24 protein-coding genes and 1 tRNA gene are annotated in these 22,082 nt (G+C 62.8%); 9 read left to right on the top strand and 16 right to left on the bottom strand.

Going from position 1 to position 22,082, the window contains the following annotated elements; genetic code table 11:
• Positions 1 to 95 precede the first annotated feature (95 nt).
• From BBF93_RS04090 to coxB, 7 genes are all read right to left on the bottom strand, one after another.
• Positions 96 to 977, bottom strand: coding sequence for a cytochrome c oxidase subunit 3 (locus BBF93_RS04090; RefSeq protein WP_035598780.1), 882 nt, complete (start codon positions 975 to 977; stop codon positions 96 to 98).
• A 75-nt stretch (positions 978 to 1,052) separates the two neighbouring features.
• A complete protein-coding gene (locus tag BBF93_RS04085) occupies positions 1,053 to 1,670 on the bottom strand; it encodes a cytochrome c oxidase assembly protein (RefSeq protein ID WP_035598782.1) in 618 nt (205 codons plus the stop codon).
• Positions 1,670 to 1,843 (bottom strand): hypothetical protein, encoded by a 174-nt coding sequence (locus BBF93_RS19665; RefSeq protein WP_199285919.1) that lies wholly within the window; start codon positions 1,841 to 1,843, stop codon positions 1,670 to 1,672. Before BBF93_RS19665 ends, BBF93_RS04085 begins: the two co-directional genes overlap by 1 nt.
• A gap of 1 nt (position 1,844) precedes the next feature.
• Positions 1,845 to 2,798, bottom strand: a complete 954-nt coding sequence (cyoE, locus tag BBF93_RS04080; RefSeq protein ID WP_114105049.1) for a heme o synthase — start codon at positions 2,796 to 2,798, stop codon at positions 1,845 to 1,847.
• A gap of 8 nt (positions 2,799 to 2,806) precedes the next feature.
• Positions 2,807 to 3,298, bottom strand: a complete 492-nt coding sequence (locus tag BBF93_RS04075) for a hypothetical protein (protein ID WP_035598789.1) — start codon at positions 3,296 to 3,298, stop codon at positions 2,807 to 2,809.
• A gap of 80 nt (positions 3,299 to 3,378) precedes the next feature.
• Positions 3,379 to 5,079, bottom strand: a complete 1,701-nt coding sequence (gene ctaD / locus BBF93_RS04070) for a cytochrome c oxidase subunit I (RefSeq protein WP_114105048.1) — start codon at positions 5,077 to 5,079, stop codon at positions 3,379 to 3,381.
• Between the two features lie 24 nt (positions 5,080 to 5,103).
• A complete protein-coding gene (gene coxB, locus BBF93_RS04065; protein WP_114105047.1) occupies positions 5,104 to 6,063 on the bottom strand; it encodes a cytochrome c oxidase subunit II in 960 nt (319 codons plus the stop codon).
• A gap of 152 nt (positions 6,064 to 6,215) precedes the next feature.
• On the opposite strand from coxB, the gene BBF93_RS04060 reads away from it, so the two are divergent.
• Positions 6,216 to 6,767, top strand: a complete 552-nt coding sequence (locus BBF93_RS04060; RefSeq protein ID WP_114105046.1) for a tetratricopeptide repeat protein — start codon at positions 6,216 to 6,218, stop codon at positions 6,765 to 6,767.
• 47 nt (positions 6,768 to 6,814) lie between these two features.
• Here the strand turns inward: BBF93_RS04060 and BBF93_RS04055 are convergent, their stop codons facing one another.
• The gene (locus BBF93_RS04055) at positions 6,815 to 7,570 is read right to left on the bottom strand and encodes an SDR family NAD(P)-dependent oxidoreductase (protein ID WP_035598799.1); all 756 of its coding nucleotides are present in this window, start codon (positions 7,568 to 7,570) and stop codon (positions 6,815 to 6,817) included.
• A gap of 149 nt (positions 7,571 to 7,719) precedes the next feature.
• On the opposite strand from BBF93_RS04055, the gene BBF93_RS04050 reads away from it, so the two are divergent.
• The 4 genes from BBF93_RS04050 to BBF93_RS04035 are packed head-to-tail and all read left to right on the top strand — an operon-like array spanning position 7,720 to position 10,597.
• Positions 7,720 to 8,316: a TetR/AcrR family transcriptional regulator gene (locus BBF93_RS04050; protein ID WP_114105045.1), complete on the top strand. Its 597-nt coding sequence runs from the start codon at positions 7,720 to 7,722 to the stop codon at positions 8,314 to 8,316.
• A 38-nt stretch (positions 8,317 to 8,354) separates the two neighbouring features.
• On the top strand, positions 8,355 to 9,758 hold the full coding sequence (gene tldD / locus BBF93_RS04045; protein ID WP_114105044.1) for a metalloprotease TldD: 1,404 nt from the start codon (positions 8,355 to 8,357) through the stop codon (positions 9,756 to 9,758).
• A gap of 7 nt (positions 9,759 to 9,765) precedes the next feature.
• The gene (locus BBF93_RS04040) at positions 9,766 to 10,167 is read left to right on the top strand and encodes a rhodanese-like domain-containing protein (RefSeq protein ID WP_162786398.1); all 402 of its coding nucleotides are present in this window, start codon (positions 9,766 to 9,768) and stop codon (positions 10,165 to 10,167) included.
• 40 nt (positions 10,168 to 10,207) lie between these two features.
• Positions 10,208 to 10,597, top strand: a complete 390-nt coding sequence (locus BBF93_RS04035) for a YbaN family protein (protein WP_035598808.1) — start codon at positions 10,208 to 10,210, stop codon at positions 10,595 to 10,597.
• 5 nt (positions 10,598 to 10,602) lie between these two features.
• On the opposite strand, the gene BBF93_RS04030 is transcribed toward BBF93_RS04035, so the two are convergent.
• Positions 10,603 to 11,013: an energy transducer TonB gene (locus tag BBF93_RS04030; protein ID WP_162786397.1), complete on the bottom strand. Its 411-nt coding sequence runs from the start codon at positions 11,011 to 11,013 to the stop codon at positions 10,603 to 10,605.
• 61 nt (positions 11,014 to 11,074) lie between these two features.
• A complete protein-coding gene (locus tag BBF93_RS04025) occupies positions 11,075 to 12,277 on the bottom strand; it encodes a serine hydrolase domain-containing protein (protein ID WP_114106993.1) in 1,203 nt (400 codons plus the stop codon).
• A 155-nt stretch (positions 12,278 to 12,432) separates the two neighbouring features.
• On the opposite strand from BBF93_RS04025, the gene BBF93_RS04020 reads away from it, so the two are divergent.
• The gene (locus BBF93_RS04020; protein WP_035598812.1) at positions 12,433 to 12,861 is read left to right on the top strand and encodes an MAPEG family protein; all 429 of its coding nucleotides are present in this window, start codon (positions 12,433 to 12,435) and stop codon (positions 12,859 to 12,861) included.
• A gap of 77 nt (positions 12,862 to 12,938) precedes the next feature.
• Here the strand turns inward: BBF93_RS04020 and clpA are convergent, their stop codons facing one another.
• From clpA to BBF93_RS04000, 4 genes are all read right to left on the bottom strand, one after another.
• The gene (gene clpA / locus BBF93_RS04015) at positions 12,939 to 15,254 is read right to left on the bottom strand and encodes an ATP-dependent Clp protease ATP-binding subunit ClpA (protein WP_035598814.1); all 2,316 of its coding nucleotides are present in this window, start codon (positions 15,252 to 15,254) and stop codon (positions 12,939 to 12,941) included.
• A 57-nt stretch (positions 15,255 to 15,311) separates the two neighbouring features.
• Complete coding sequence (clpS, locus tag BBF93_RS04010; protein WP_035598890.1) at positions 15,312 to 15,668, bottom strand: ATP-dependent Clp protease adapter ClpS; 357 nt, start codon at positions 15,666 to 15,668, stop codon at positions 15,312 to 15,314.
• A 165-nt stretch (positions 15,669 to 15,833) separates the two neighbouring features.
• A complete protein-coding gene (locus tag BBF93_RS04005; protein ID WP_114106991.1) occupies positions 15,834 to 17,150 on the bottom strand; it encodes a tetratricopeptide repeat protein in 1,317 nt (438 codons plus the stop codon).
• Positions 17,151 to 17,326: 176 nt separating this feature from the next.
• A complete protein-coding gene (locus BBF93_RS04000; protein ID WP_162786396.1) occupies positions 17,327 to 17,743 on the bottom strand; it encodes a phasin in 417 nt (138 codons plus the stop codon).
• 241 nt (positions 17,744 to 17,984) lie between these two features.
• On the opposite strand from BBF93_RS04000, the gene BBF93_RS03995 reads away from it, so the two are divergent.
• Complete coding sequence (locus BBF93_RS03995; RefSeq protein WP_114105040.1) at positions 17,985 to 19,259, top strand: D-alanyl-D-alanine carboxypeptidase family protein; 1,275 nt, start codon at positions 17,985 to 17,987, stop codon at positions 19,257 to 19,259.
• A 102-nt stretch (positions 19,260 to 19,361) separates the two neighbouring features.
• Positions 19,362 to 20,327 carry an SIS domain-containing protein gene (locus tag BBF93_RS03990; RefSeq protein ID WP_233349265.1) on the top strand — a complete coding sequence of 322 codons (966 nt, stop codon included), beginning with the start codon at positions 19,362 to 19,364 and terminating at the stop codon, positions 20,325 to 20,327.
• Positions 20,328 to 20,375: 48 nt separating this feature from the next.
• Here the strand turns inward: BBF93_RS03990 and BBF93_RS03985 are convergent, their stop codons facing one another.
• Complete coding sequence (locus BBF93_RS03985) at positions 20,376 to 21,161, bottom strand: SIMPL domain-containing protein (protein ID WP_051612556.1); 786 nt, start codon at positions 21,159 to 21,161, stop codon at positions 20,376 to 20,378.
• Positions 21,162 to 21,262: 101 nt separating this feature from the next.
• Between BBF93_RS03985 and BBF93_RS03980 the strand changes: the two genes are divergently transcribed.
• Positions 21,263 to 21,339 (top strand) — tRNA-Ile (locus tag BBF93_RS03980).
• Between the two features lie 56 nt (positions 21,340 to 21,395).
• Here BBF93_RS03980 and BBF93_RS03975 read toward each other — a convergent pair.
• Positions 21,396 to 22,082 (bottom strand): integrase core domain-containing protein (locus tag BBF93_RS03975; protein ID WP_162786395.1); only part of this gene is annotated, 687 nt, incomplete at its 5' end.

The raw sequence follows: 22,082 nt of genomic DNA, 5'->3' as shown, positions 1-22,082 counted from the left end.
AAGCACGTCCCCGGAAAGACAAAGCCCGCCAGCGCTGAAACACCGGCGGGCCAGATTGTGTCATCCCTTACCGCCCCTTGGGACGGCGCAGAGACTTAGTGGCCGCTGCCGCCATGGATGAGCCACGGAGCCACATAGACGAAGGCGAAGAGGAAGAGCCACACCACGTCCACGAAGTGCCAGTACCAGGCGGCAAATTCGAAGCCGAGATGCTTCTTCGGCGTCAGGTTGCCGGCATACATGCGGATCAGGCAGACGATCAGGAAGATCGTACCGATCACCACGTGGGCGCCGTGGAAACCCGTGGCCATGAAGAAGGCCGAGCCATAGAGCGTGCCGTCATACGAGAAGGCCGCGTGGCTGTATTCGAGAACCTGAAGACCGGTGAAGCCGAGGCCGAGCAGGATCGTAACGATCAGGCCGAGCTTTGCACTCTTCATGTTGCCATGAGCCAGCGCATGGTGGGCCCAGGTGACCGTGGTGCCCGAGAGCAGCAGGACGAGGGTGTTCATCAGCGGCAGGTGGAAGGGGTCAAACATCGTGACGCCTTCGGGGGGGAACTGCTTGAAGCGCTCAAGCCCTTCCTGGAACAGCGCGTTTGCCGAATCCCAGTGCGCGCCGACGCGGGCATCCCAGAAGATGGCGAATTCGAAGAAGGACCAGAACCAGGCCACGAAGAACATCACCTCGGAGGCGATGAACAGGATCATGCCATAGCGCAGGCCGATCTCGACCACGGGCGTATGATCGCCCACGCGGCCTTCCTTGATGACGGTTGCCCACCAGCCGAACATGACCCAGATGACCATGGCAAAGCCGATGGCCATGAGCCACCAGGTGCCTTCAGCCAGGCCAAACAGGCCTTTCATGTAGGTCACACCGCCGATTGCGAGAACGGTGACCGCCAGCGAGCCGAGGAGCGGCCACGGCGAGGGGTTCACCAGGTGATAATCGTGTTTGACGTCGCCGCCGGCCATTTTCTCAATCCCCTCCGGAATCGCCACAATACTTTGGCGCTGTTTATCGCTTGCGCGCGCCTTTTCGCAACTGTTTCAGCCCGGCGTGGCCGGATTTGCCGCACCCCCGCCCGCCGGCGCGTCAGGCGCCGCTGCAGGCACAGGCCCGGACACTTCGGTGCGCGGCCCGTTATACGTGCCACTGTCAAAGAAAGTGTAGCTGAGTGTGATAGTTTCGAGATTCTTCGCCACCCGGTCTTCGACCATGTTGGGCGAGATGAAATAGACCACCGGCAGCTTGCGCGTTTCCCCGGCCGCGATCACGCGCTCAGAAAAGCAGAAGCATTCCAGCTTGTTGAAATACGGCCCCGCCAGGTGCGGCGTCACATTATAGCTCGCGATGACGCGGATTTCGCGGTCGGTCGGGTTGGTGACCTCGTAGAAGGCCAGGCCATGCTGGCCGATCTGGACCGTCTGGGGCCCCTGCAGCGCGCGGAATTTCAGCGGCGTATCGGCCACATTCGCGTCGAAGCGGACCTCAACCGTCTGGTCGAGCATTTCCTTCGGGCCTTCGGTAGCCACCCGCGTGGTGCCGCCAAAGCCGGTCACTTCACAGAAAGCCGAATAAAGCGGCTCTGCCGCAAAGGCGAGCGTCAGCATACCGGCGGCAAATCCGCCCGCGATCAGACCAATCCTTGCGTTCGACAGACCCATTACATCCGCCCCGAAATGCCTGTTCCGGTTGCCAGCCGGATGATGGTGGTGATCATCACCAGAACGACGAAACCGGCAAGGGCCAGACCCAGCCACAGGTTCCGCTTCTTGCGGGCGGCGAGTTCTTCCGGCGTCATCCGGCGCACGTCCGGCTTGAGGGTCGGATCTTCCATATCAGCCTCCGATGACCGGGAAATGCAGCCCGGCGGCATGCTCCACCAGCACCGCGCCAAACAGGGCGAAGAGGTAGAGAATCGAGAAGAGGAATGTGTTGCGGGCGAGTTTCATGTCCGCCCCCGGGGCGCCGTCATCCCCCGCCTTCGAGCGCAGGATGGCCAGCGCGCAGACGAGGAAGACCAGGCCGCCCACGCCGGCGGTAACCGCGTAGATCCAGCCGCCAAGACCGGTCGCCAGCGGGCTGAGCGAGACGGGAATCAGCACCAGCGTGTAGATCAGGATCTGCAGGCGCGTGGCCTTTGCCCCATGCGTGACGGGCAGCATCGGCACCGAGACCTTGGCGTATTCCTTGTGCGCCAGCAGCGACAGCGCCCAGAAATGCGGCGGGGTCCAGAAGAAGATGATGGCGAAGAGGATCCAGGCGTCCAGCGGCGTGTTGCCGGTGACCGCCGCCCAGCCAATGACCGGGGGGAAGGCCCCTGCGCCGCCGCCGATGACGATATTCTGCGGCGTCGCCCGCTTCAGCCACATCGTGTAGATGACGCCGTAATAGAAGATCGAGAAAGCCAGCAGCCCGGCGGCGAGCCAGTTGGACGCCAGCCACATCAGCATCACCGACACGCCTGACATGATGAGGCCCATGGCAAGGGCCTCTTCCTTCGGCACGGCGCCGGACGGGATCGGCCGCGTGGACGTGCGGCTCATCACGGCGTCAATGTCCGCGTCATACCACATGTTGATGGCGCCTGCTGCGCCCGAGCCGAGCGCGACGGCCAGCACGGCAATTGCCGCCATGGCCGGGTGCATGGTGACGCCCGTCATGCCGCTGGCAGCGGCCAGACCTGCGACCGCTGTGAACACCACCAGCATCATGATGCGGGGCTTCATCAGGTTCACATAGTCAGCAGCCGTGGCGGGGCGTTTGCTGGATGTCGTGTGCGTGTCAGTCATAGGCGGGCTTATAGCGGTTTGCCTCGGCGGATGCGCTCAAAAACGGCGTCTGCGATGCATATGGCAAAGATGACGAGGGAAAGCAGCGCGACATATTCAGCGAGCATGGCGATCATTGATAGCTGCTCGAAGCTCGACTCATAGTCGATAAATCGCTTCGGAGGGTCCCGGAACGCAACCGAGAGTGACGACCAGAGGGCAAGTAAAGCTGCCATCGTAGCCGTACCCCAATGCAAATAAGCAAGAACTTTACGAAACCGAATTCCGGTTACACGGGGCACCAACCAGTAAAACAGTGCAAATACCAAGAACCCACCGAAAACGTAGAATGTGAAGCCCCAGTCATGCACAAAGTAGTACGAATCGTAGAGCCCATGATCGGGCATTCGGCTGTTCAATGCATGCGCAATCGCGACCGCTGCAAGAACCGAGATGCCTCCGCTAAGCGCAAACAGGCTGGCCAAGAGAAATCCGAGCGGGACGAAACGGTTCTGAAGCATCAGCCTTCTCAAAGCAAAACGGCCCTCCGCACTCTCATGCGAAGGGCCGTCTGATTTCAAGCCTTTGTCAGGCCGGGCGCTTAGTGGCCGCCCTTGTTCGTGACCACCGGCAGTTCGTTATACTGGTGGAACGGCGGCGGGGACGGCAGGGTCCATTCCAGCGTCGTTGCGCCTTCGCCCCACGGGTTGCCATGGCCATGCTCATCCACGGTGGCCTTGCGGCGCTGGATGAAGGCAACAGCCAGCGAGAAGAAGAAGATCAGCGTGGCAACGAGGGTGATGGCGTAGCCGATCGACGACCAGTGGTGCCAGGTGGCAAAGCCATCTGCATAGTCGATGTAGCGGCGCGGCATCCCCTGCAGACCCAGGAAGTGCTGCGGGAAGAACAGGACGTTCGAACCGATGAACATCAGCCAGAAGTGCAGGCCGCCGAGGAAGCTGTTGTACTTGATGCCGAACATCTTCTCGAACCAGTAGTACCAGCCGGCGAAGAGACCGAACACGGCGCCGAGCGACAGCACGTAGTGGAAGTGGGCCACCACATAGTAGGTGTCGTGCAGCGTATGGTCGACACCGGCATTGGCCAGCACCACGCCCGTCACACCGCCCACGGTGAACAGGAAGATGAAGCCGATGGCCCAGAGCATCGGGAGTTTGAACTCGATGGAGCCGCCCCACATGGTAGCGATCCACGAGAAGATCTTGATGCCGGTGGGCACCGCGATGACCATGGTGGCGGCCACGAAGTAGGCCTTCAGGTCCACGTTCATGCCGACCGTGTACATGTGGTGGGCCCACACGACGAAGCCGATCACGCCGATGGACACCATGGCATAGGCCATGCCGAGATAGCCGAAGATCGGCTTTTTCGAGAAGGTCGACACGATGTGGCTGACGATGCCGAAGGCCGGCAGGATCATGATGTACACTTCGGGGTGGCCGAAGAACCAGAACAGGTGCTGGAACATCACCGGGTCGCCGCCGCCAGCAGGCACGAAGAATTGTGAGCCGAAGTTACGGTCGGTCAGCAGCATGGTCAGCGCGCCAGCGAGCACCGGCAGAGCCAGAAGCAGCAGGACGGCGGTGATCAGCATACCCCAGGCGAACAGCGGCATCTTGTGCAGCGTCATGCCCGGTGCGCGCATGTTCAGAATGGTGACGATGAAGTTGATGGCGCCGAGGATCGAGGCGATACCGGCGGTGTGCAGCGACAGGATCAAGAGGTCCATCGACGGGCCGGGGTGGCCGGTCGAGCCGGAGAGCGGCGGATACAGGGTCCAGCCGCCGCCGAAGCCGTTACCGGCAGAACCGCCCGGAACCACCATCGACAGGATGGCCAGCACGAAGGCAGCCGCCGTCAGCCAGAACGAGATGTTGTTCATCCGCGGGAAGGCCATGTCCGGCGCGCCGATCATCAGCGGCACGAACCAGTTGCCGAAGCCACCGATCAGCGCGGGCATCACCATGAAGAAGATCATGACGAGGCCGTGATAGGTGATCACGACGTTGTAGAAATGCTTGGCCGCGGCAACGGCAGCGTCGCCTTCCAGGCCGAAGAAGGTGGTCTGGATCCACAGCATCGGGCCGATGCCGGGCTCAGCAAGCTCCCAGCGGATCAGGCCCGACAGCGAATAGCCGACGATACCCGCGATCAGCGAGAAGATGAGGTACAGCGTACCGATGTCCTTGTGGTTCGTAGAGAAGAACCAGCGCGCAAAAAAGCCGGGTTTGTGATCGTGGCTGTCGTGGCCGTGATCGAGGGCGACTTCGTCCATAGGCATGGGAAAGGCTCTTTCTCTCGGAACTTAGTTAGAAGCGAATTTGGTTTCGGTTTCAGCCGAAGCGATCTGGCTCACCGAAGCGGCGGCGCCGTCAAAATCTCCAGCCTTCATCAGCTCAGCCCAGGCATCGAATTGTGCCTGCGGAACCACGCGGACCTCGATCGGCATGTAGGCATGGTCAACGCCGCAGAGTTCCGAACACTGGCCGTAATAGACGCCCGGCTCCCGCACGAGGAACCAGCCTTCGTTCAGGCGGCCGGGGATGGCATCCACCTTGATGGCGAATGCCGGCACGGCCCAGGAGTGGATCACGTCAGCGGCCGCGGTGTAGAAACGGACATAGCGGTTTGCCGGAACGACCATCGGATAGTCGGTCGACAGCAGGCGCAGGCCATCGGTGGGATCGGAGGCGCGGCCCTTGTGGATGCCGTTGGAAACGAATTCCACAGGTTCGCCCGTCTCATCGACGATATCGGGATAGGTGTAGGTCCAGTTCCACTGGTTGCCCTGGATCTTGACGTTCACGAAGCCCTCTTCCGCCGCATCGGGGAAGTAGTTCTTGGTGAAGGCCTGATGCTCGGCCGACTTGCCCTCCGCCAGCAGCTGCTTGGAGGTGGCAACGATCTGGCCAAGGTTCGGCGTGACGTTCTGATAGAACAGGTTCGGGAAGGAGAGGCCCGCAATGCCAACCAGGATCAGCGCCGGCACAACCGTCCAAACGATCTCGATGGTGGTGTTGTGGCTGAACTTGCGGGAAACCTTGTTCGCCTTCTGGTTATAGCGGACCACGATCCAGATGAGCAGCGCCAGCACCAGCAGCGTGATGGCCGTGATGATCACGAGCAGCACGTTGTGGAACTCATGAACGCGCTCAGCGATTCGCGTCGCCGCGGGCTGCATGTTGATCGCGCCGTCTACAGGCTCGGCCGCAAAGGCCGGTGCGGCCAGCATGGCAGCGGAGAGGGCGGCAAGGATGTGTCGCACGGATTCAACCCCAATTCGTCTCAATTTGGCCTCTAACTATACCAGCCGCGCTGGGAACCCCAGCGTTTTCCTCGCTCAAAATTGTCGCAGCGCATCGCCCGGCCGGGGGCAGAGTGCTATACTCTTCTTACAACGAAATACGGGAGGAAAACATGGTCCGTACAGTTGTATTTACGGCCCTTCTGGCCGTTTTGGCCCCTGCGGCCACCGCGCAGGTAACCGTCATCGGTGGCGGGCTGGCTACGGATTGTTACGAAGCGGCGAAATACGGATTGCTCAGCCAGGTGGCTGCGGAAGAACTCTGCACGCGGGCCCTGGAGCATGAGGCCCTCAATCTGACCAATCGCGCCGCCACCTTCACGAATCGGGGTGTTCTGCGGATGCGGCAGGGCAAGCTGGATGCGGCGCTGAGCGATTATGCCGCCTCAAAGCGCATCTCGCCAAACTCCGGCCCCACCTGGCTGAACGAAGGCGCCGCCTACATCCTCAAGCAGGATTACAACTCTGCCCTGGTGTCGCTGGACAAGGCCATCGAACTCGATTCGTCCGACCTCTACGCCGCCTATTACAATCGCGGCCTGGCCCGCGAGCGTACCGGCGATGTGGAAGGGGCTTATTACGACTTCGTCAAATCGAAGGAACTCAAGCCGGACTACACGCCGACAGATGACCAGCTCGCCCGGTTCACGGTGGTGACGAACTGAAACGCTCAGGGCGGATGTTGACTATCCGCCCTGAACCCGGCCCCGCCTCAGGCGAGGAAACCGCCCGACACATCCACAATGCTGCCGGCGATGTAGCCTGCGTCCGGCCCGGCAAGGAACACGGTGGCGGCGGCCACTTCCTCAACGGTGGCAACGCGGCGGATGGGGTGGGCATCCATCACGGAGTCCGGCAGCTTGCCGGCGGCGGCGGTCCCCATATCGGTCAGCATGATGCCCGGCTGCACCACGTTCACCGTGATGTTGCGGGGCCCCAGATCCCGCTGGACGCCCTTGGCATAGCCGGCAATCGCCGCCTTGGTGCCCGAATAGTCGGCCACGCCGGGGAACGGCACCTTGCTGCCAAGACCCGAGCCGATGAAGATGATGCGTCCGCCATCGGAGAGCTTGCGGGACGCTGCCCGCGTTAGGGCCACCACGCCCAGGACATTGACCTGCCACTGGCGGTCATACTCGGCCGTCTCGAGCGCCGGATCGTCCACCGTGCGCCCCTGAACGGCGACGGCGGCGTTGTTGACCAGAATGTCCAGCTTGCCGAAGTGCGCCGCAACCTGATCGACCAGCGGCCCGGCCGTGGCCAGATCCCCCTGATCAGCCTGGATGGCCAGCGCCCGCACGCCCTTTGCCTTTAGTTTCTCGACCACGGCCTCAGCCTTCGCCGCCGAGGCGGTGTAGCTGATCGCGACATCTGCGCCCTGATCGGCCAGCGCCTCGGCAATGGCCGCGCCAAGCCCGCGCGAGCCGCCCGTGACCAGGGCAACCTTGCCCTTCAGTTTCGTCGACATGAGATATCCTTCTCGTGTTCGGGGCCGCAGTTGCAGCCCCGATGATTATTTCGTAACGATTGTTACGATACCGTCTGGTATGATATGAGATGGGACGCGGTCAATCTATTTTGTAATGATCGTTATGATAACAGAGTTGAGCTGAGCTAATGGGACGCCACCGGCAATTCGATGTGGAGAAAGCGCTCGATGCGGCGCTCTGCGTCTTCTGGCGCAAAGGCTATGAAGGCGCCTCCTATACCGACCTGACCGAAGCCACCGGCGTGGAGCGGCCTGCCCTCTACGCGGCCTTCGGCAACAAGGAAGCCCTCTTCCGGAAGGCCCTGGATCGCTATCAGGAGCGGTATCTCGATTATTTTCCTGAGGCGATGAACCTGCCGACCGCGCGGGAAGTGGCCACAAAGATATTCTGCGCTGCAATCCAGCTGAATACCGCATTTCCGGAGAACACCGGATGCCTGATGATCAACGGCGCGCAAGCGGGTTCTGATGAAGCTGAGCCGGTGAGGCAGGCGTTGATCGATGCGCGGGCCGAAGGCGAGGCGATGCTGCGGGAGCGGTTCGTACAGGCCAGAAAAGACGGGGATCTGCCCGAAACTTCGAACCCAGAGGCCCTCGCCACATTCGTGATGGCCGTCCTGCATGGCATGGCCATGCAGGCGAAGGCCGGGTTCAGCCGGGAAACGCTGCTGGCGGTGGCCGAGCAGGCCCTGGCCGTCTTTCCGCCTGCCCCACCCGCAGGCTGAGACTTGTACGCAGACGCGGAAGCCCGCATCTTGGGAACATGACCCAATCCCCCCTGCCTTTTGACCTGAAAGCCGCTGCCGACATTCTGGCGGAGGCCACCCGCGGCGCCGATGATGGCGATCTTTATGTGGAGCGCTCGCGCTCGGAGAGCTTCGTGTTCGACGATGGCCGGCTGAAATCGGCCGCCTATGACACCGATCAGGGCTTTGGCCTGCGCGTGGTGGCAGGCGAAGCGCAGGGCCAGGGCTATGCCTCGCAGCTGACACTGGATGCCATCCGCCGCGCCGCGGACACCGCCGCCCAGGCCAAGCGCGGCCATTCGGGGAAGCTCGCCACCGGCCCTCAGCCGACCAACCGGCGCCTCTATGCCCCCATCGACCCGACGCTGGCGCCCGCCTTTACCGACAAGACAAACCTGCTGGCCGAGATCGACGCCTTTGCCCGCGCGGCCGACCCGCGCGTGGTGCAGGTCTCCTGCTCGCTATCGGGCAGCCATAGCGAGATCGACATCCTGCGCCCGGATGGGGCCCATTTCCACGACATCCGCCCGCTGGTGCGCCTCAACGTGTCGGTGACGCTGGAAGAAAACGGCCGGCGCGAATCGGCCGGCGCCGGCGCGGGCGGGCGCGCGGCCTATGACGAGTGGATCGCGCCCGAGCGCTGGAAAGCCATGGTGGCCCGCGCCATCCAGAAAGCTTCGGTGAACCTCAAATCCATTCCCGCCCCGGCAGGGGAGATGGAAGTGGTACTCGGCCCAGGCTGGCCCGCCGTGCTGCTGCACGAAGCGGTCGGCCATGGCCTGGAGGGCGACTTCAACCGCAAAGGCACCAGCGTCTATTCCGGCCAGATCGGCCAGCAGGTGGCCGCCAAAGGCGTCACCGTGATTGATGACGGCTCCATTGATGCGCGCCGCGGCTCGCTCTCCTTCGATGACGAAGGCACGCCGACCCAGCGCACCGTGCTGATCGAGGACGGCATCCTCAAAGGCTATATGCAGGACCGGATGAATGCCCGCCTGATGGGTATGGCACCCACCGGCAATGGCCGCCGCGAAAGCTATGAAGCTTCCACCATGCCGCGCATGACCAACACCGTGATGCTGGGCGGAGACAAGGATCCCAAGGAAATCGTCGCCTCTATCAAGCGCGGCCTCTGGGCGGTGGATTTCGGCGGCGGACAGGTGGACATCACATCGGGCAACTTCGTCTTTCAGTGCACGGAAGCTTACCTTGTCGAGAATGGCAAGGTGGTGGCCCCGGTGAAGAATGCCACGCTGATCGGCCATGGGCCGACCGTGCTGCGCGATGTGACGATGATCGGCAACGACTTTGCCATGGATGATGGCGTTGGCGTGTGCGGCAAGGCCGGGCAATCGGTGCCTGTGGGCGTGGGCCAGCCGACGCTGAAAGTCGGTTCCCTGACGGTTGGGGGAGCTGGCTGACGCAGCGATGAATATCCAGTCGATCCTTGCTTCGATGTTTTCCCTGAAGGGAAGCGACCGGAACACGCCGCCCGTGCAGCGCCTTTCGGCGCGCGAGGCGCATGACAAGCTGGCCGCAGGCGAGATCACGCTGATTGATGTGCGCACGCCGCAGGAATGGCGCCAGACCGGCACCGCGCCGGGGGCGCAGCGCATCACCCTTCAGGGCAAGGACTTTCTGAAACAGGTAATGCACGCCGCCGGCGGCTTTGACGCGCCGGTAGCGTTTATCTGCCGCTCGGGCCAGCGCTCCGGCCAAGCCGCCGCGCAGGCGCGCGCGGTGGGCTTCACGCAGGTTTACAATGTGGTGGGCGGCATGGAAGGCCCCGGGGGCTGGCTGTCTGAGCGCCTGCCGGTCTCGTTTTCCTGATGTCCTCCAGGCCCCGCCATTGCTGCGGGCGTGCCCCTTCATGACCCGGCCGCTGCTCATTCTGGTCGGCCTGATCTTCACCGGCCTTGCCATTATCGGCGCCATCCTGCCGGGTATGCCGACGACCGTATTCCTGATCGTGGCGCTGTGGGCGTTTGCGCGCTCGTCCGAGCGGATGACACGCTGGCTGGAACGCATCCCGATTCTCAAGACCGCGCTTCAGGAAGCCCGCCGCTTCGAGGAACGCCGCGCCGTGCGCCCGGAAGTGAAGCGCGTGGCGGTCGGCTTTGCCTGGGGCTCAGCGGTGGTGACCGCGGGTTTCACCCAGTCGCTCACCAAACCCCTCGTGCTGGTCGTGGCGCTGGCGGCGGTCGCCGCAACGGTCGTGATGATCCTCATACCGACGGACCGGGAACCGCCGCCGCTCTGAGGCCGTCAGGAAATGAGCGGGTCCACACATCCTTTGAGCTCTGTCCGGTCTGGGATTGAGTCCGGCATACCCTCAATCTGGTATTCAAGCGGATAGACGATATTGTTTCGCTGAACGATCCGGCCATCACGCCGGCCCGGCATGAACCGCACTTCTTCCATCGCCGCTGTCGCGCTGGCGCAGAACTCCGGATGCGAACAGCGCGGATGAATGTTGCTGGTGCGCCCGCGCGTATCCACGGAAAACTCAACCTCGCAATACCCCTGCAGCATCACGCGGGCAGCGCCCACGGGGTAAGAGGGCATGGGCGGCCGGACAGGACGAGGCTCCACGTCCGGCAGACTCCCCTGCGCCAATACCGGCGGCGCGCTCAGCGCCGCTATCAGCAGCCCCGTCATCAAAGCCCTGAAAATCACCCGCGTCTCCCGCAATCAATGCGGGAAGGTTAGTCTCCGGAAAAATGCCAATCAAGCCGCTTCAGCGCACCCAGGCGCCGGGCGTGTTCGTGCGATAGCCGAGCGCCTGATAGGCCGCGTCGATCAGGCTCTGGCCGCGCTCGTTCAGCAGCAGGCCGCCGCCCATCTGGTTCATGGTGTAGCTGAACGCCATGCGCGCTTCGGGATCAGCGAAACCAATTGAGCCGCCCGCGCCGACATGGCCGAAAGCGGCCTCGCCCATGATCGCGCTGGTGCCGGGGCCGAGATTGAGGCCACGATTGTCCATCGATTTCATATAGCCCGACGCAAAGCGGGTGGGGATCAGCAGCGTGGCGTCGCGCTGGGTGGCGGTGGTGACGCGGCCCATGGCGGCGAGACGGTCTGCCGAGACAAGCTTTCCGGAATTGGTGGCAAGCTCCGTATACCACGCCACCTGCCCGCGCGCATTGGAGAGGCCGCCGCCCCCGCCAATCTCGGCCGCCTGCCCCTTGCGGTCATTGAAATCCCAGCCGCCGGTGTTGAGGAAGGATTTGTGCTGGATGGAAGCCGGGTCCGTCATCAGCGCGATGGTAAATTCCGTAGGCTGATCGGTCGGCTGGGGCTGATACATGCGGATGGGGGCGATGTGTACCTGCTCGCTTTCCGGCAGGCCGATCCAGAATTTCGCGCCGGTCTTCTCCGCCACTTCCTCCCGGAAAAACGTGCCGAGCGATTTGCCGGAAACGCGGCGGACAAGCTCACCCACCGTCCAGCCGAAATTGATCATGTGATAGCCGTTGCGCGTGCCCACTTCCCAGAAGGCTTCCTCATCCGCCATGCGGCCGGCCATATAGTCCCAATCGGCAAAGCCGCCGGGCTTTACCGGATCGCGCAGCGTGGGCAGCGCGCTCTCATGGTTCAGCATCATCTGAATGGTGGTCTTTTCCTTCCCGTTCTTCGCAAATTCCGGCCAGTAGTCCTTCACCAGCGCATTGGGATTGAGCTGCCCCCGGTCGATCAGGATATGGGCGCAGGTGGCCACCGCCGCCTTGGTGCAGGAGAAGACAATGGAGACGGTGTCTTCCTGCCAGGGATCGCTGGTTTCGGGATTGGCCATGCCGCCCCAGAGGTCCACCACCGTCTGCCCGTCCACCGACAGGCAGACCGAGGCGCCCACCTCGCCGCGCGCGGCAAAATTGCGCTCAAATTCCTCACGCACCTTCGCGAATTTCGGATCGCATTTTCCCTGCACGCTGGCGGCCATATTCATTCCTCCCGAGGTTCTTTTGCCCGGAACGTTAGCCGGTTTGGGCCCGTTTGCGAGGGCTGACCATGCGTCAGCCTCCAAAGGCGCGCTTTGACAGGCGGCGCGGGTGGGCGCAGGTTCAACCCACAACAATGTCAGACGGGGGAGGTTCCATGACTGTTGAACTATTGGCGGCGCTGATCGTGATTGCGCTGGGGTTGGTGCAGGTGATCCTGCAGGCAATCGAATTCCGGCGCGTCCACGGCGTGCCCTATGCCAACACCGCGCAGGACGCGCCGCCGGCCGAGCCGGATTCCCTGCTGCTGGGCCGGCTGACGCGGGCACTGCGCAACCTGCATGAAACGCTGCCCTTCTTCCTGGGCGTCGTGATCATTCTGGCGCTGATGGATCATTCCACAGCGGCCACGCGCATCTCTGCCCTCATCTTTGCCGGGGCCCGGGTTGTCTATCTGCCGCTCTATGCGATGGGCGTGCCTTACCTGCGCGGCCTTGTCTGGACGGTCTCTTTCGCGGCGCTGATCGCGCTGGTCGCCTCCGCCCTTAGCGCGGCAGACTGGGCGGGCCTGCTCGCCAGCCTCTGAGGCTGACCCCAGCCCCAAACGAAAAGGGCCGCCCCGATGGGACGGCCCTTTTTTTGCATCTGGACGCGCCGAAGAAATCAGGCTGCCGGTTCCTCGGTTTCGTCCTTGGTCGGCTTTTTCTTCTTCGGCGGCTCGGCAATATATTTGAAGGTGAGTTCCTCGGCCTTCTTGTCGAGATCGATCTGGACCACGCCGCCCTTCTGGAGCTTGCCGAAGAGGAGTTCCTCCGCCATCGGCTTCTTGACGAATTCCTGGATCGTGCGGGCCAGGGGCCGCGCGCCCATCTCGGCATCGAAGCCGCGCTTGGCCAGCCATTCGCGCGCCGGTTTGGACACCTCGATGGAAACGTTGCGATCTTCCAGCTGAACTTCCAGCTGCAGGATGAACTTCTCCACCACGCGGTCGATGATTTCCGGCGTCAGGCCGCCGAAGGTGACGATCGCGTCGAGGCGGTTGCGGAATTCCGGCGTGAACATGCGCTTGAGCGCTTCTTCCTGTTCCTCTTCTTTCTTGCCGCGGCCAAAGCCGATGGAGTTTTTCGCAGCGTCCGAAGCGCCCGCATTGGTCGTCATGATGACGATGACATTGCGGAAGTCGACCTTGCGGCCATTGGCATCGGTCAGCGCGCCGTTATCCATCACCTGCAGCAGGATGTTGAAGAGATCCGGGTGGGCCTTCTCGATCTCGTCGAGCAGCAGCACGCAATGCGGATGCTGATCCACGCCATCGGTGAGCAGGCCGCCTTCATCATAGCCGACATAGCCCGGAGGCGCGCCGATCAGACGGCTGACGGTATGACGCTCCATATATTCCGACATGTCGAAGCGGAGCATTTCCACGCCCATGATGGACGCAAGCTGCTTGGCAACTTCTGTTTTGCCGACGCCCGTGGGGCCGGTGAACAGGTAGGAACCGATCGGCTTGTTGGGCTCGCGCAGGCCCGCGCGGGCAAGCTTGATCGAGGCCGACAGCGCTTCGATGGCTTCGTCCTGGCCGAACACAACCCGCTTGAGATCGCTTTCCAGCGATTTGAGCGCGGCCGCGTCGTCGGACGTGACCTGCTTGGGGGGAATGCGCGCGATCTTGGCGACGACCGCCTCGATATCCCGCGCGCCCACGGTTTTCTTGCGCTTAGATGCTGGCAGCAGCCATTGCGCGGCCCCTGCCTCGTCGATCACATCGATCGCCTTGTCGGGCAGCTTGCGGTCGGTGATGTACCGGTCCGACAGCTCGACCGCCGATTTGATGGCGTCGTTGGTGTATTTCAGGCCGTGGAAATCCTCGAACTTCGACTTCAGACCCGTGAGAATCTTGATCGTGTCCGGAACGGTCGGCTCCACCACATCGATCTTGCGGAAGCGGCGGGACAGCGCGCGGTCCTTCTCGAAGTGCTGCTTGTATTCCTTGAAGGTGGTCGAGCCCATGCAGCGCAGGCCGCCGGACTGAAGCGCAGGCTTCAGGAGGTTGGACGCATCCATTGCGCCGCCCGAGGTGGCGCCCGCGCCGATGATTGTGTGGATCTCGTCGATGAACAGGATGGCTTTCTCCTGCTGCTCGAGTTCCTTCATCACCGATTTCAGGCGTTCCTCGAAATCACCGCGATAGCGCGTGCCGGCCAGCAGGGCGCCCATGTCGAGCGACCAGATGATGGCGTCGTCCAGGATTTCGGGTGCTTCGCCATCGACGATGCGCTTGGCCAGGCCTTCGGCAATCGCTGTCTTGCCCACGCCAGGGTCGCCGACGAGGATCGGGTTGTTCTTGTTGCGGCGGCAGAGCACCTCAATGCAGCGGTTGACCTCCATATCGCGGCCGATCAGCGGGTCGATCTTGCCGGCCCGCGCCTTGGCGTTGAGGTTCACGCAATAGGTGTCGAGTGCCTCGTGGCCCTGCTTCACCGGTTCTTCCTCTGAGGCTTCTGCGCCGCGCGGGGTAGACGGGCGCGACATGCCCGGCTGCTTGGCGACGCCGTGGGAGATGAAATTGACCGCATCATACCGCGTCATGTCCTGCTCCTGCAGGAAGTAGGCGGCATGGCTTTCGCGCTCGGAGAAGATCGAGACGAGGACGTTGGCGCCCGTCACTTCTTCCCGGCCGGAACTTTCGACATGCAGGATGGCGCGCTGTACGACGCGCTGGAACGCGGCGGTCGGCTGCACCCGGCCCTCGCTGTCATCCACGATGAGGCTCGACAGCTCCTCGTCGATATAGCGGGTCAGGTCTCCGCGCAGGGCCTCTATATCTACCTTGCAGGCCCCCATGACTTCGCGGGCGTGCTCATCATCTGTGAGCGCCAGAAGGAGATGCTCGAGCGTGGCATACTCATGATCGCGTTCAGACGCGAGCGTGAGGGCCTTTTCGAGGGCCGTTTCGAGAGAGGGGGAGAGACGTGGCAAGGGATGAAGCCTTCCGGGGGTATGTGTGAACGTGGCCTGTTGTTTGTATATAGTGGCTTAGTCTTCTTTCTCCATGACGCACTGGAGAGGATGTTCATGTCGGCGTGCAAGATCGAGCACCTGGGCTACCTTCGTCTCGGCAACCTCATATGTATAGACCCCGCACAGCCCCACACCCTTCTGATGGACGTGAAGCATGATCCGGGTCGCCTGTTCGCGGGAGCGGTTGAAGAACCGCTCGAGGATGAACACGACGAATTCCATCGGCGTGTAATCATCATTCAGCAGGAGTACCCGGTAGAGCGACGGCTTCTTGGTCTTGATCCGCGTTTCAGTGGCCAGGTCAAAGCCTGTGCCATCCCCGTCCCCCGGCTGGCTGCCCCCTGGGCTGCCGGAGTTCGATGATCCATTCATCCGGACCGGGTCGAAATCGCTGCTCATGCTGATCAAGATATACGTTCCTGTGAGAGATTGAAGATGCATTTACCGTCTAAATCCAGCTCTGCACGCTTTCGTGGCAGCGCTCCATTGGGGCCCCGGCGTCAGGTGGCGGCAGGAATGGATGACGGGCGGGCGTCTTCAATGTTCCTTTTTCGAGCGGGCCTGGAAGGCCCTGTTGATGCGGCTGCCGGGCCTGAGAGACAGGCGCTCGGCAATCAGTGAGTCGGCTAGCCCATGGATTTTGCCACGGATGGCAGCTTCCGTAAGCGTCCAGTCGATGACATCGCGCTGGGCATGGCTGCCACCGAAGGTGCCGTAGATCTGGCGCGCCGGGAAAAGCAGCTCGGCGGCCTCCATATAGTGTCCCCGGTCGAAGGCGACGAGTCCCTCGATCACAGGCCGGCCGGTTTGTGCCATCCAGTCGCGCATTTCCCCAGGTTCTGCGCCCTCGGCGGCGACCAGCAGGTCGAGCGCGTCATTGCGGCGGCCCGCCCCGATGAAGGCCATGGCGGCGTGCATGTCGTTGAAGGGATAGCAGCGGCCATCGGCATGCTGGGTCCAGGCCTCGGCCAGCTCGTCCCAGCGTTCGCCCACATCCACGCCGATCACCTGCAGCCGCCAGAGCAGGGCGGCGGCGTCCGCCAGGTTCATCGCGATGGTGCTTTCCCCGGCGCGGATCTCGTCATCATAAAGCTGCAGCGCACTTTCGAACTCGCCCAGTTCCAGATGGCAGAGCGCCAGATGCCACCAATTGTGGATTTTCAGGAAACTGTCCGGCTGGGCCCAGTGCGCCCTTCGCCGGCGGATGAAATCGCGCCCCTCCTCGGCCCGGCCCTGCATTTCCATCACATGCGCGACGGCATGATGGGCCCAGGCGTCGTCGGCCTCCTTCTCCAGCGCTTCGCGCCCGGCCGCTTCGGCGCGGGGATAATCGCCCGCCTCCTCAAGGCCGAAGGCCAGCATGCCCAGCAGGAATGACCGCTCAGGCACCTTATCCCAGGCGGGCAGCGCGCGAGCGATCCGGTCGCGCAGATTGCGGGCGTTCGCCGTGAGGAAGTCGATTTGGTGTCCCGCCAGCAGGGCAAGGTAATCGCGCGGATGGAAGGCCGACCACATGTCCAGCACGCGCCCCGCCACAGTCCAGTTGCCGACAGTGGCTGCCTGCAGCGCCTCGATATGGGCCACCTCGCGCTCGCTGGGGGCGGGGTGCTCCTTCTCGATGTCCCGCAGGATGCGCCGCGCGCCGGCGGTCGCGCCCGGCTCGGTCGACATCACATAGATCCAGGCCTTGGCGATCTTCGCCATGCCGAACTCGGGCGAATCGGCAATCGCATCATCCAGCGGCGCCACCGGATCACCCCGGAACCGCGCAAAGCGGCGGCAGGAAAGATCAAACAGTTCGGCTGCCTTCGGGCTTGCGCCCGGCAGACTGTTTCCCTGACGGTCCTGTATCATCGCGGCTTCCCCCAGACGCAGATTCCCGCCGACCATAGATCGGTTCTGGCCGGGGGCAAACCATGGCCCGAAAAGACCAAAGGCCGGACCAACCGGCCCGGCCTTTCTAATCTACGCTTCCACTCTACTGCCGGGCGTTGGGAGGAAACGCCGGAGCCGGAAAACGGATCGGGATGTTACTTCGCCAGACGGCCCATGAACGGCTTGGCGGCTTCGCGCCAGGCGCCCATGCAGAGTTCAGCCTGAGCGGTGACTTCTGCGGTGTAGGCGGAGAACATCGACTTGGCATAGCCAGACTGGATTTCGAAGAGTTCGCGCGGGTCGCGGGCCGAGGCCAGCGCCTGGGTCAGCTCGACACCTTGCTCCATCGCCTGGGTCATGAAGTTCATGTTGCGGCTGCCGATTTCGCGCATCGTCTCGCTCGAAACAGCGGCGCTGTCTTTCAGCGCTTTGACGCCGTCTTCGGTGTATTCGGAAAACTTGGAAGCGAAGCCTGCGAGCGTGTCCATGCCGGCTTCGATTTTCTTGGTGGCAGCCTCGGTCGGACGGGCTTCAGCCTTTGCGCGGGAGGCAGATGTGGTCGTCTTAGCCATGGGGACATCCTTTTTATACGGGGGGCGTGGACTGTGCTTTATATAGCACACCCCCTTCGCGACCGCAATAAATTTTGTGCGCCGCAACATTAATCATTTTGCATGGGATTTGCATCGCAGCTGGAAATTACAAAACATTGAGCTGCTCATCCTGCGTTAAGCAGTGGTCAATAGAATTGGCTGAATCTAGGGTGGTCCTGGATGGTCCGGGGGGCGTGTTTAGTTCTGGAGGGTGCCGCCTATGGCAGCAGAAGTCTGGTCCCGTGCGTTCCGCGGGTCCGCCATCGCCGCCTCAGTAACCATTACCGCCGCCGTCATGGCGCCGGCTGCGCATGCTGAGAAATATGCCGCGATCGTCGTTGATGCAGATACCGGGGAAGTGCTTCACGCACGTAACCAGGACGATCCGCGCTACCCAGCATCGCTCACCAAGGTGATGACCCTCTATCTGCTGTTTGACGCCATCGATGCCGGCGAAGTCAGCCTCAAGGACAAGATGAAGGTCTCGCGCAACGCCGCTGCGCAGCCGCCTTCGAACCTGCGCCTGAAAGCCGGCGACACCATTTCCGTCGAGGATGCGATCTTCGCCCTCGTCACCAAATCCGCCAATGATGTGGCCGTTGTCGTTGCCGAACATCTCGGCGGGTCCGAGCGCAAGTTCGCCAATCAGATGACGGACAAAGCCAGCGAGCTTGGCCTTGCCAACACCACCTTCCGCAATGCGTCCGGCCTGCCCAACACGGCGCAGCTGACCACCGCGCGGGATCTGGCGATCCTGGCAGATGCCCTGCTGGATAATCACGGCGACTATTACCATTACTTCCAGACCCAGCGCTTCAGCTGGGGCGGGATGACCTACAAGAGCCACAACAATCTGATCGGCCCTGTCGATGGGGTGGACGGGATCAAGACCGGCTATACCCGCGCTTCGGGGTTCAACCTGATGACCTCGGCCGAACGGGACGGGCGCCGCATCATCGCCATAATGCTGGGCGGCGCTTCGGCAAAGTCGCGCGATGCCCATGTCACCGAGCTTGTCGAATCGGCCTTCGTCTCGATCGGCCAGACACCGGAAGTGATCGACCCGAACGCGCGGCTCGTCTCCTTCGCGTCGCTCTCCACGCCGCTGAACCCCAACGCCGCCGCCGAGCCGATGCTGAACGGCCGCCCGCTCAGCGCCATCCTCGCCGAGAACAACGGCAAGCAGCCTGTCTCCATGCTGCGCGAAGTCGAAGTGGAAGTGGGCGAAGGCGATGCCAGCGAGCAGGCTTCTGCCGCCGCCGAAGTGACCGCGCAGATCACCGATACGCCGGACTATGACGTGCCCAACACGCTGTCGGTCACAAGCTATGCCCCGACGCAGGCCTCTGTGAGCGCGCCTGCCAGCGCCCCGCAGATCCTGCCGGCTCTGACCTTCGATGGTATTTCGGTGTCTGAATATGAAGCCCGCCAGGCCGCCAAGGCCGCTGCCGGCAAGTCGGTGTCGGACTATACCCGCCGCCAGCTGCGCCGCTGATCATGGCCGCGCCCTCCGGGGCGCTGGCCTGCGGGGCTTGAAGCCAGGGTCTATTTCTAGGACAAGGCCGCTGACCAGCTTGGTGTGCGGAGTTGCCCTGCCTTGACCACACAATCCGATCTCGATCTCGCCCGGAATGTCATCCGCACAGAGCGGGAGGCGCTCGAAAAGCTGGAACAGGCCATCGGCCCGTCGATGGAGCAGGCGGTCAACACCATCCTCGCCACCGACCGGCATGTGATCGTCGCGGGCGTCGGCAAGTCCGGCCATATCGGCCAGAAGATCGCCGCCAGCCTCGCCTCCACCGGCACGCCCTCTTTCTTCCTGCATCCGACCGAAGCCAGCCATGGCGATCTCGGCATGATTGTGCCGGGCTCGGTCGTGATCGCCATTTCCTATTCCGGGGAAAGCCGTGAGCTGATCGATCTGCTGCGCTACTGCAAGGGCAACGCCATCCCCCTCATCGGCATGACCCGCGCGCGCGAATCGACGCTTGGCCGCTATGCCGACGTGCTGCTGGAAATGCCCACCGTTCCCGAAGCCTGCCCGAATGGCCTCGCCCCGACGTCTTCAACCACGATGGCCCTGGCGCTGGGCGACGCGCTGACCATTGTGCTGATGGCGCGGCGCGGCTTCTCGCGGGAAGATTTCGGCTCCCGCCATCCCGGCGGCAAGCTGGGGCGCACGCTTCAGACGGCGGGTGATTATGTAAACGACCAGACGGATCCTCTGCCGCTGACCGGCAGTGATGCGAGCTTTGCGCAGCTGGTGATCGCCGTGTCCGAAGGGCGCAAGGGCTGTGTCGGCATCGTCGACGGAAATGGCCAGCTGATCGGCATGGTCACCGATGGCGACCTGCGCCGCGCCATGCTGGCAGGCCGGACCGAGGCCGGCGCGCTGGAGGTGATGACGCCCCGCCCCCGCACCATCGATCCCGCCGCGCGGATGATGACGGTGATCAAGAGCTTCAGCGAAAACCGCATATCGAACGCCTTCGTGGTAGACGAGGCCGGCAAGCCGCTCGGCCTGATCGACATGAAAGATCTGCTCGCTGAGGGCTATGTCTGAGGCGAAGCAGGCGCCTGACTGCGTCAGGACGCCTGCCCTCATCCGCTTTTACTTCGTCAGTTCGAACAGCACGCTGACATTCGCTGTGACGCCAACTTCACCGCCGGCAACCGGGGTTGATTCCATCATGCCGTCAGCCATCGCCATGCGCGCCATCTGCGGCATCGGCTGCGGGCTGTACTCATAGCCCTCGCTGATCGTCACGATGCGGGCGACGCGCAGGCCCGCCGCGGAAGCGTAAAGCTCTGCCTTGGCAATCGCGTCTTTCATTGCCTTGGTGCGCGCTTCATTGCGCACTTCCTTGTCGTCATCGATCGCGAAGCTGACGCCCGAAAGCGTGTTGCCGCCCGCCGAGACCAGACCATCGAGCGTATCGCCCAGACGGGCCAGATCCCGCACGCGTACGGTCACCTGATTCGACGCCACATAGCCGGCGAGCTTCTGTACGCCGCGTTTCATACCGTCGCGGCCGGCAGTTTCGACATAATCGTAACGCGGCTGCAGGCTGAGACCGGACGTCTGCATGTCGCGGTCGGCAATACCAGCGGCCCGCAGGGCTTCGAACACGCCGTTCATCGCCGCAGACTGCGCGGCCATCGCCTCTTTCGCCGTCGCGCGTTCCTCAGTGACGCCCGCCGTGATGAAGGCGATATCCGGCGCCCGGTCGACGCGGGCTTCTGCGGAAATCTGAAGGGTGGTTTCAGGCTGGATAGAGTTGGGGTGACCCATCTGCGTGCTCCCGGCAGGTGCTGTGTAGGCGGCGGCGCCCTGCGCACAGGCAGCAGGCGCGAGGGCGAAAGCCAGCGCGATGGCAGACAAAGTTGCATGTTTCATGGTGAGTGACCTCATTTGCCCGAGAATTGGGTCTGTCTGTCTTGTCTGCCGAAGAAGGCCGTTGCGTGGCAAGCCCGCGGCCCTTAAACGACATCCCGGTGGGGCCTGTAGCTCAGTTGGTTAGAGCGGACCGCTCATAACGGTTTGGTCGCAGGTTCAAGTCCTGCCGGGCCCACCATCCCCACTTTTGTCCGGCCCGGACACATAGGTAACAGACTGTTCCGGAGAGATAGGTTACACTTTCGCCCCGAACGGGTTGTCTACAGTCTGTAGTGTCCTTGCCTCGAGATCAACATATCCGAGGTCATATTGCATGAACGAGACGAGCCATATTCCGTCATCGACTTCCTTCAGGCCGACGCGTTGACCGGCGAGGACTGAGGAGATGTTGATCTTCTTCCGGTGCATGCACAGGCGTCCGCAGGCAGTGATCATGGCCTCGTGATCGTGGAACGGATACTCGATGTCCGGCAGGCCGCTGAAGGGGCGCGGTGACGGGGTGTAGACGCTCGCTGGGCAGGCCATGGCGAGCCCTTCATGGGGCCGTTCGGTGTTGAACTCCTGGATGAAGTGATCGAAGCGGTCCTGCTGCTGGAGATGATTTGCGGCGGCCGGCTTTGTGGTTTCATTCTTCAGGGTGAGATGCATGCGTTCGTGGCGGCCGTTCTGCTGAGGATGTCCTGGCCGGATGCGCTCGATCGCGATGCCCAGCCTCAGCCACCAGACCGAGAGACGGGAGAGGTTGTAGAGCCCGTTGGGGCTGGCAAAGGGCACGCCATTGTCACTGCGTATGGCCTCCGGCAGTCCCCGCTCCTGGAAGAGCGTGTGGAAGGCTTCGATCACGCCGGCCTCCTTCGTGCTTTCCAGGGCCTCGCAGGCAAGGATGAAGCGCGAGGCGTGATCGGAGACGGTCAGAGGGTA

It is taken from the genome of Hyphomonas sp. CACIAM 19H1 (assembly GCF_003325995.1).
In the GTDB taxonomy this organism is placed as follows: Bacteria; Pseudomonadota; Alphaproteobacteria; order Caulobacterales; family Hyphomonadaceae; genus Hyphomonas; species Hyphomonas polymorpha.
The sequence above is the reverse complement of the archived record's forward strand: the minus strand, read 5'-3'. Positions and strand labels throughout refer to the sequence as shown.

Excerpts from the sequence above, each read along its gene's own strand:
- BBF93_RS03995 (WP_114105040.1), top strand. The coding sequence starts at position 17,985 with ATGGCAGCAGAAGTCTGGTCCCGTGCGTTCCGCGGGTCCGCCATCGCC.
- BBF93_RS04020 (WP_035598812.1), top strand. The coding sequence starts at position 12,433 with ATGACTGTTGAACTATTGGCGGCGCTGATCGTGATTGCGCTGGGGTTG.
- tldD (WP_114105044.1), top strand. The coding sequence starts at position 8,355 with ATGACCCAATCCCCCCTGCCTTTTGACCTGAAAGCCGCTGCCGACATT.
- BBF93_RS04035 (WP_035598808.1), top strand. The coding sequence starts at position 10,208 with ATGACCCGGCCGCTGCTCATTCTGGTCGGCCTGATCTTCACCGGCCTT.
- BBF93_RS04050 (WP_114105045.1), top strand. The coding sequence starts at position 7,720 with ATGGGACGCCACCGGCAATTCGATGTGGAGAAAGCGCTCGATGCGGCG.
- BBF93_RS04055 (WP_035598799.1), bottom strand. The coding sequence starts at position 7,570 with ATGTCGACGAAACTGAAGGGCAAGGTTGCCCTGGTCACGGGCGGCTCG.
- BBF93_RS04025 (WP_114106993.1), bottom strand. The coding sequence starts at position 12,277 with ATGGCCGCCAGCGTGCAGGGAAAATGCGATCCGAAATTCGCGAAGGTG.
- BBF93_RS04085 (WP_035598782.1), bottom strand. The coding sequence starts at position 1,670 with ATGGGTCTGTCGAACGCAAGGATTGGTCTGATCGCGGGCGGATTTGCC.
- BBF93_RS04090 (WP_035598780.1), bottom strand. The coding sequence starts at position 977 with ATGGCCGGCGGCGACGTCAAACACGATTATCACCTGGTGAACCCCTCG.
- BBF93_RS03985 (WP_051612556.1), bottom strand. The coding sequence starts at position 21,161 with ATGAAACATGCAACTTTGTCTGCCATCGCGCTGGCTTTCGCCCTCGCG.
- BBF93_RS19665 (WP_199285919.1), bottom strand. The coding sequence starts at position 1,843 with ATGGAAGATCCGACCCTCAAGCCGGACGTGCGCCGGATGACGCCGGAA.
- BBF93_RS04075 (WP_035598789.1), bottom strand. The coding sequence starts at position 3,298 with ATGCTTCAGAACCGTTTCGTCCCGCTCGGATTTCTCTTGGCCAGCCTG.
- cyoE (WP_114105049.1), bottom strand. The coding sequence starts at position 2,798 with ATGACTGACACGCACACGACATCCAGCAAACGCCCCGCCACGGCTGCT.
- BBF93_RS04060 (WP_114105046.1), top strand. The coding sequence starts at position 6,216 with ATGGTCCGTACAGTTGTATTTACGGCCCTTCTGGCCGTTTTGGCCCCT.
- BBF93_RS04000 (WP_162786396.1), bottom strand. The coding sequence starts at position 17,743 with ATGGCTAAGACGACCACATCTGCCTCCCGCGCAAAGGCTGAAGCCCGT.
- BBF93_RS04040 (WP_162786398.1), top strand. The coding sequence starts at position 9,766 with ATGAATATCCAGTCGATCCTTGCTTCGATGTTTTCCCTGAAGGGAAGC.
- clpS (WP_035598890.1), bottom strand. The coding sequence starts at position 15,668 with ATGAATGGATCATCGAACTCCGGCAGCCCAGGGGGCAGCCAGCCGGGG.
- ctaD (WP_114105048.1), bottom strand. The coding sequence starts at position 5,079 with ATGCCTATGGACGAAGTCGCCCTCGATCACGGCCACGACAGCCACGAT.
- BBF93_RS04005 (WP_114106991.1), bottom strand. The coding sequence starts at position 17,150 with ATGATACAGGACCGTCAGGGAAACAGTCTGCCGGGCGCAAGCCCGAAG.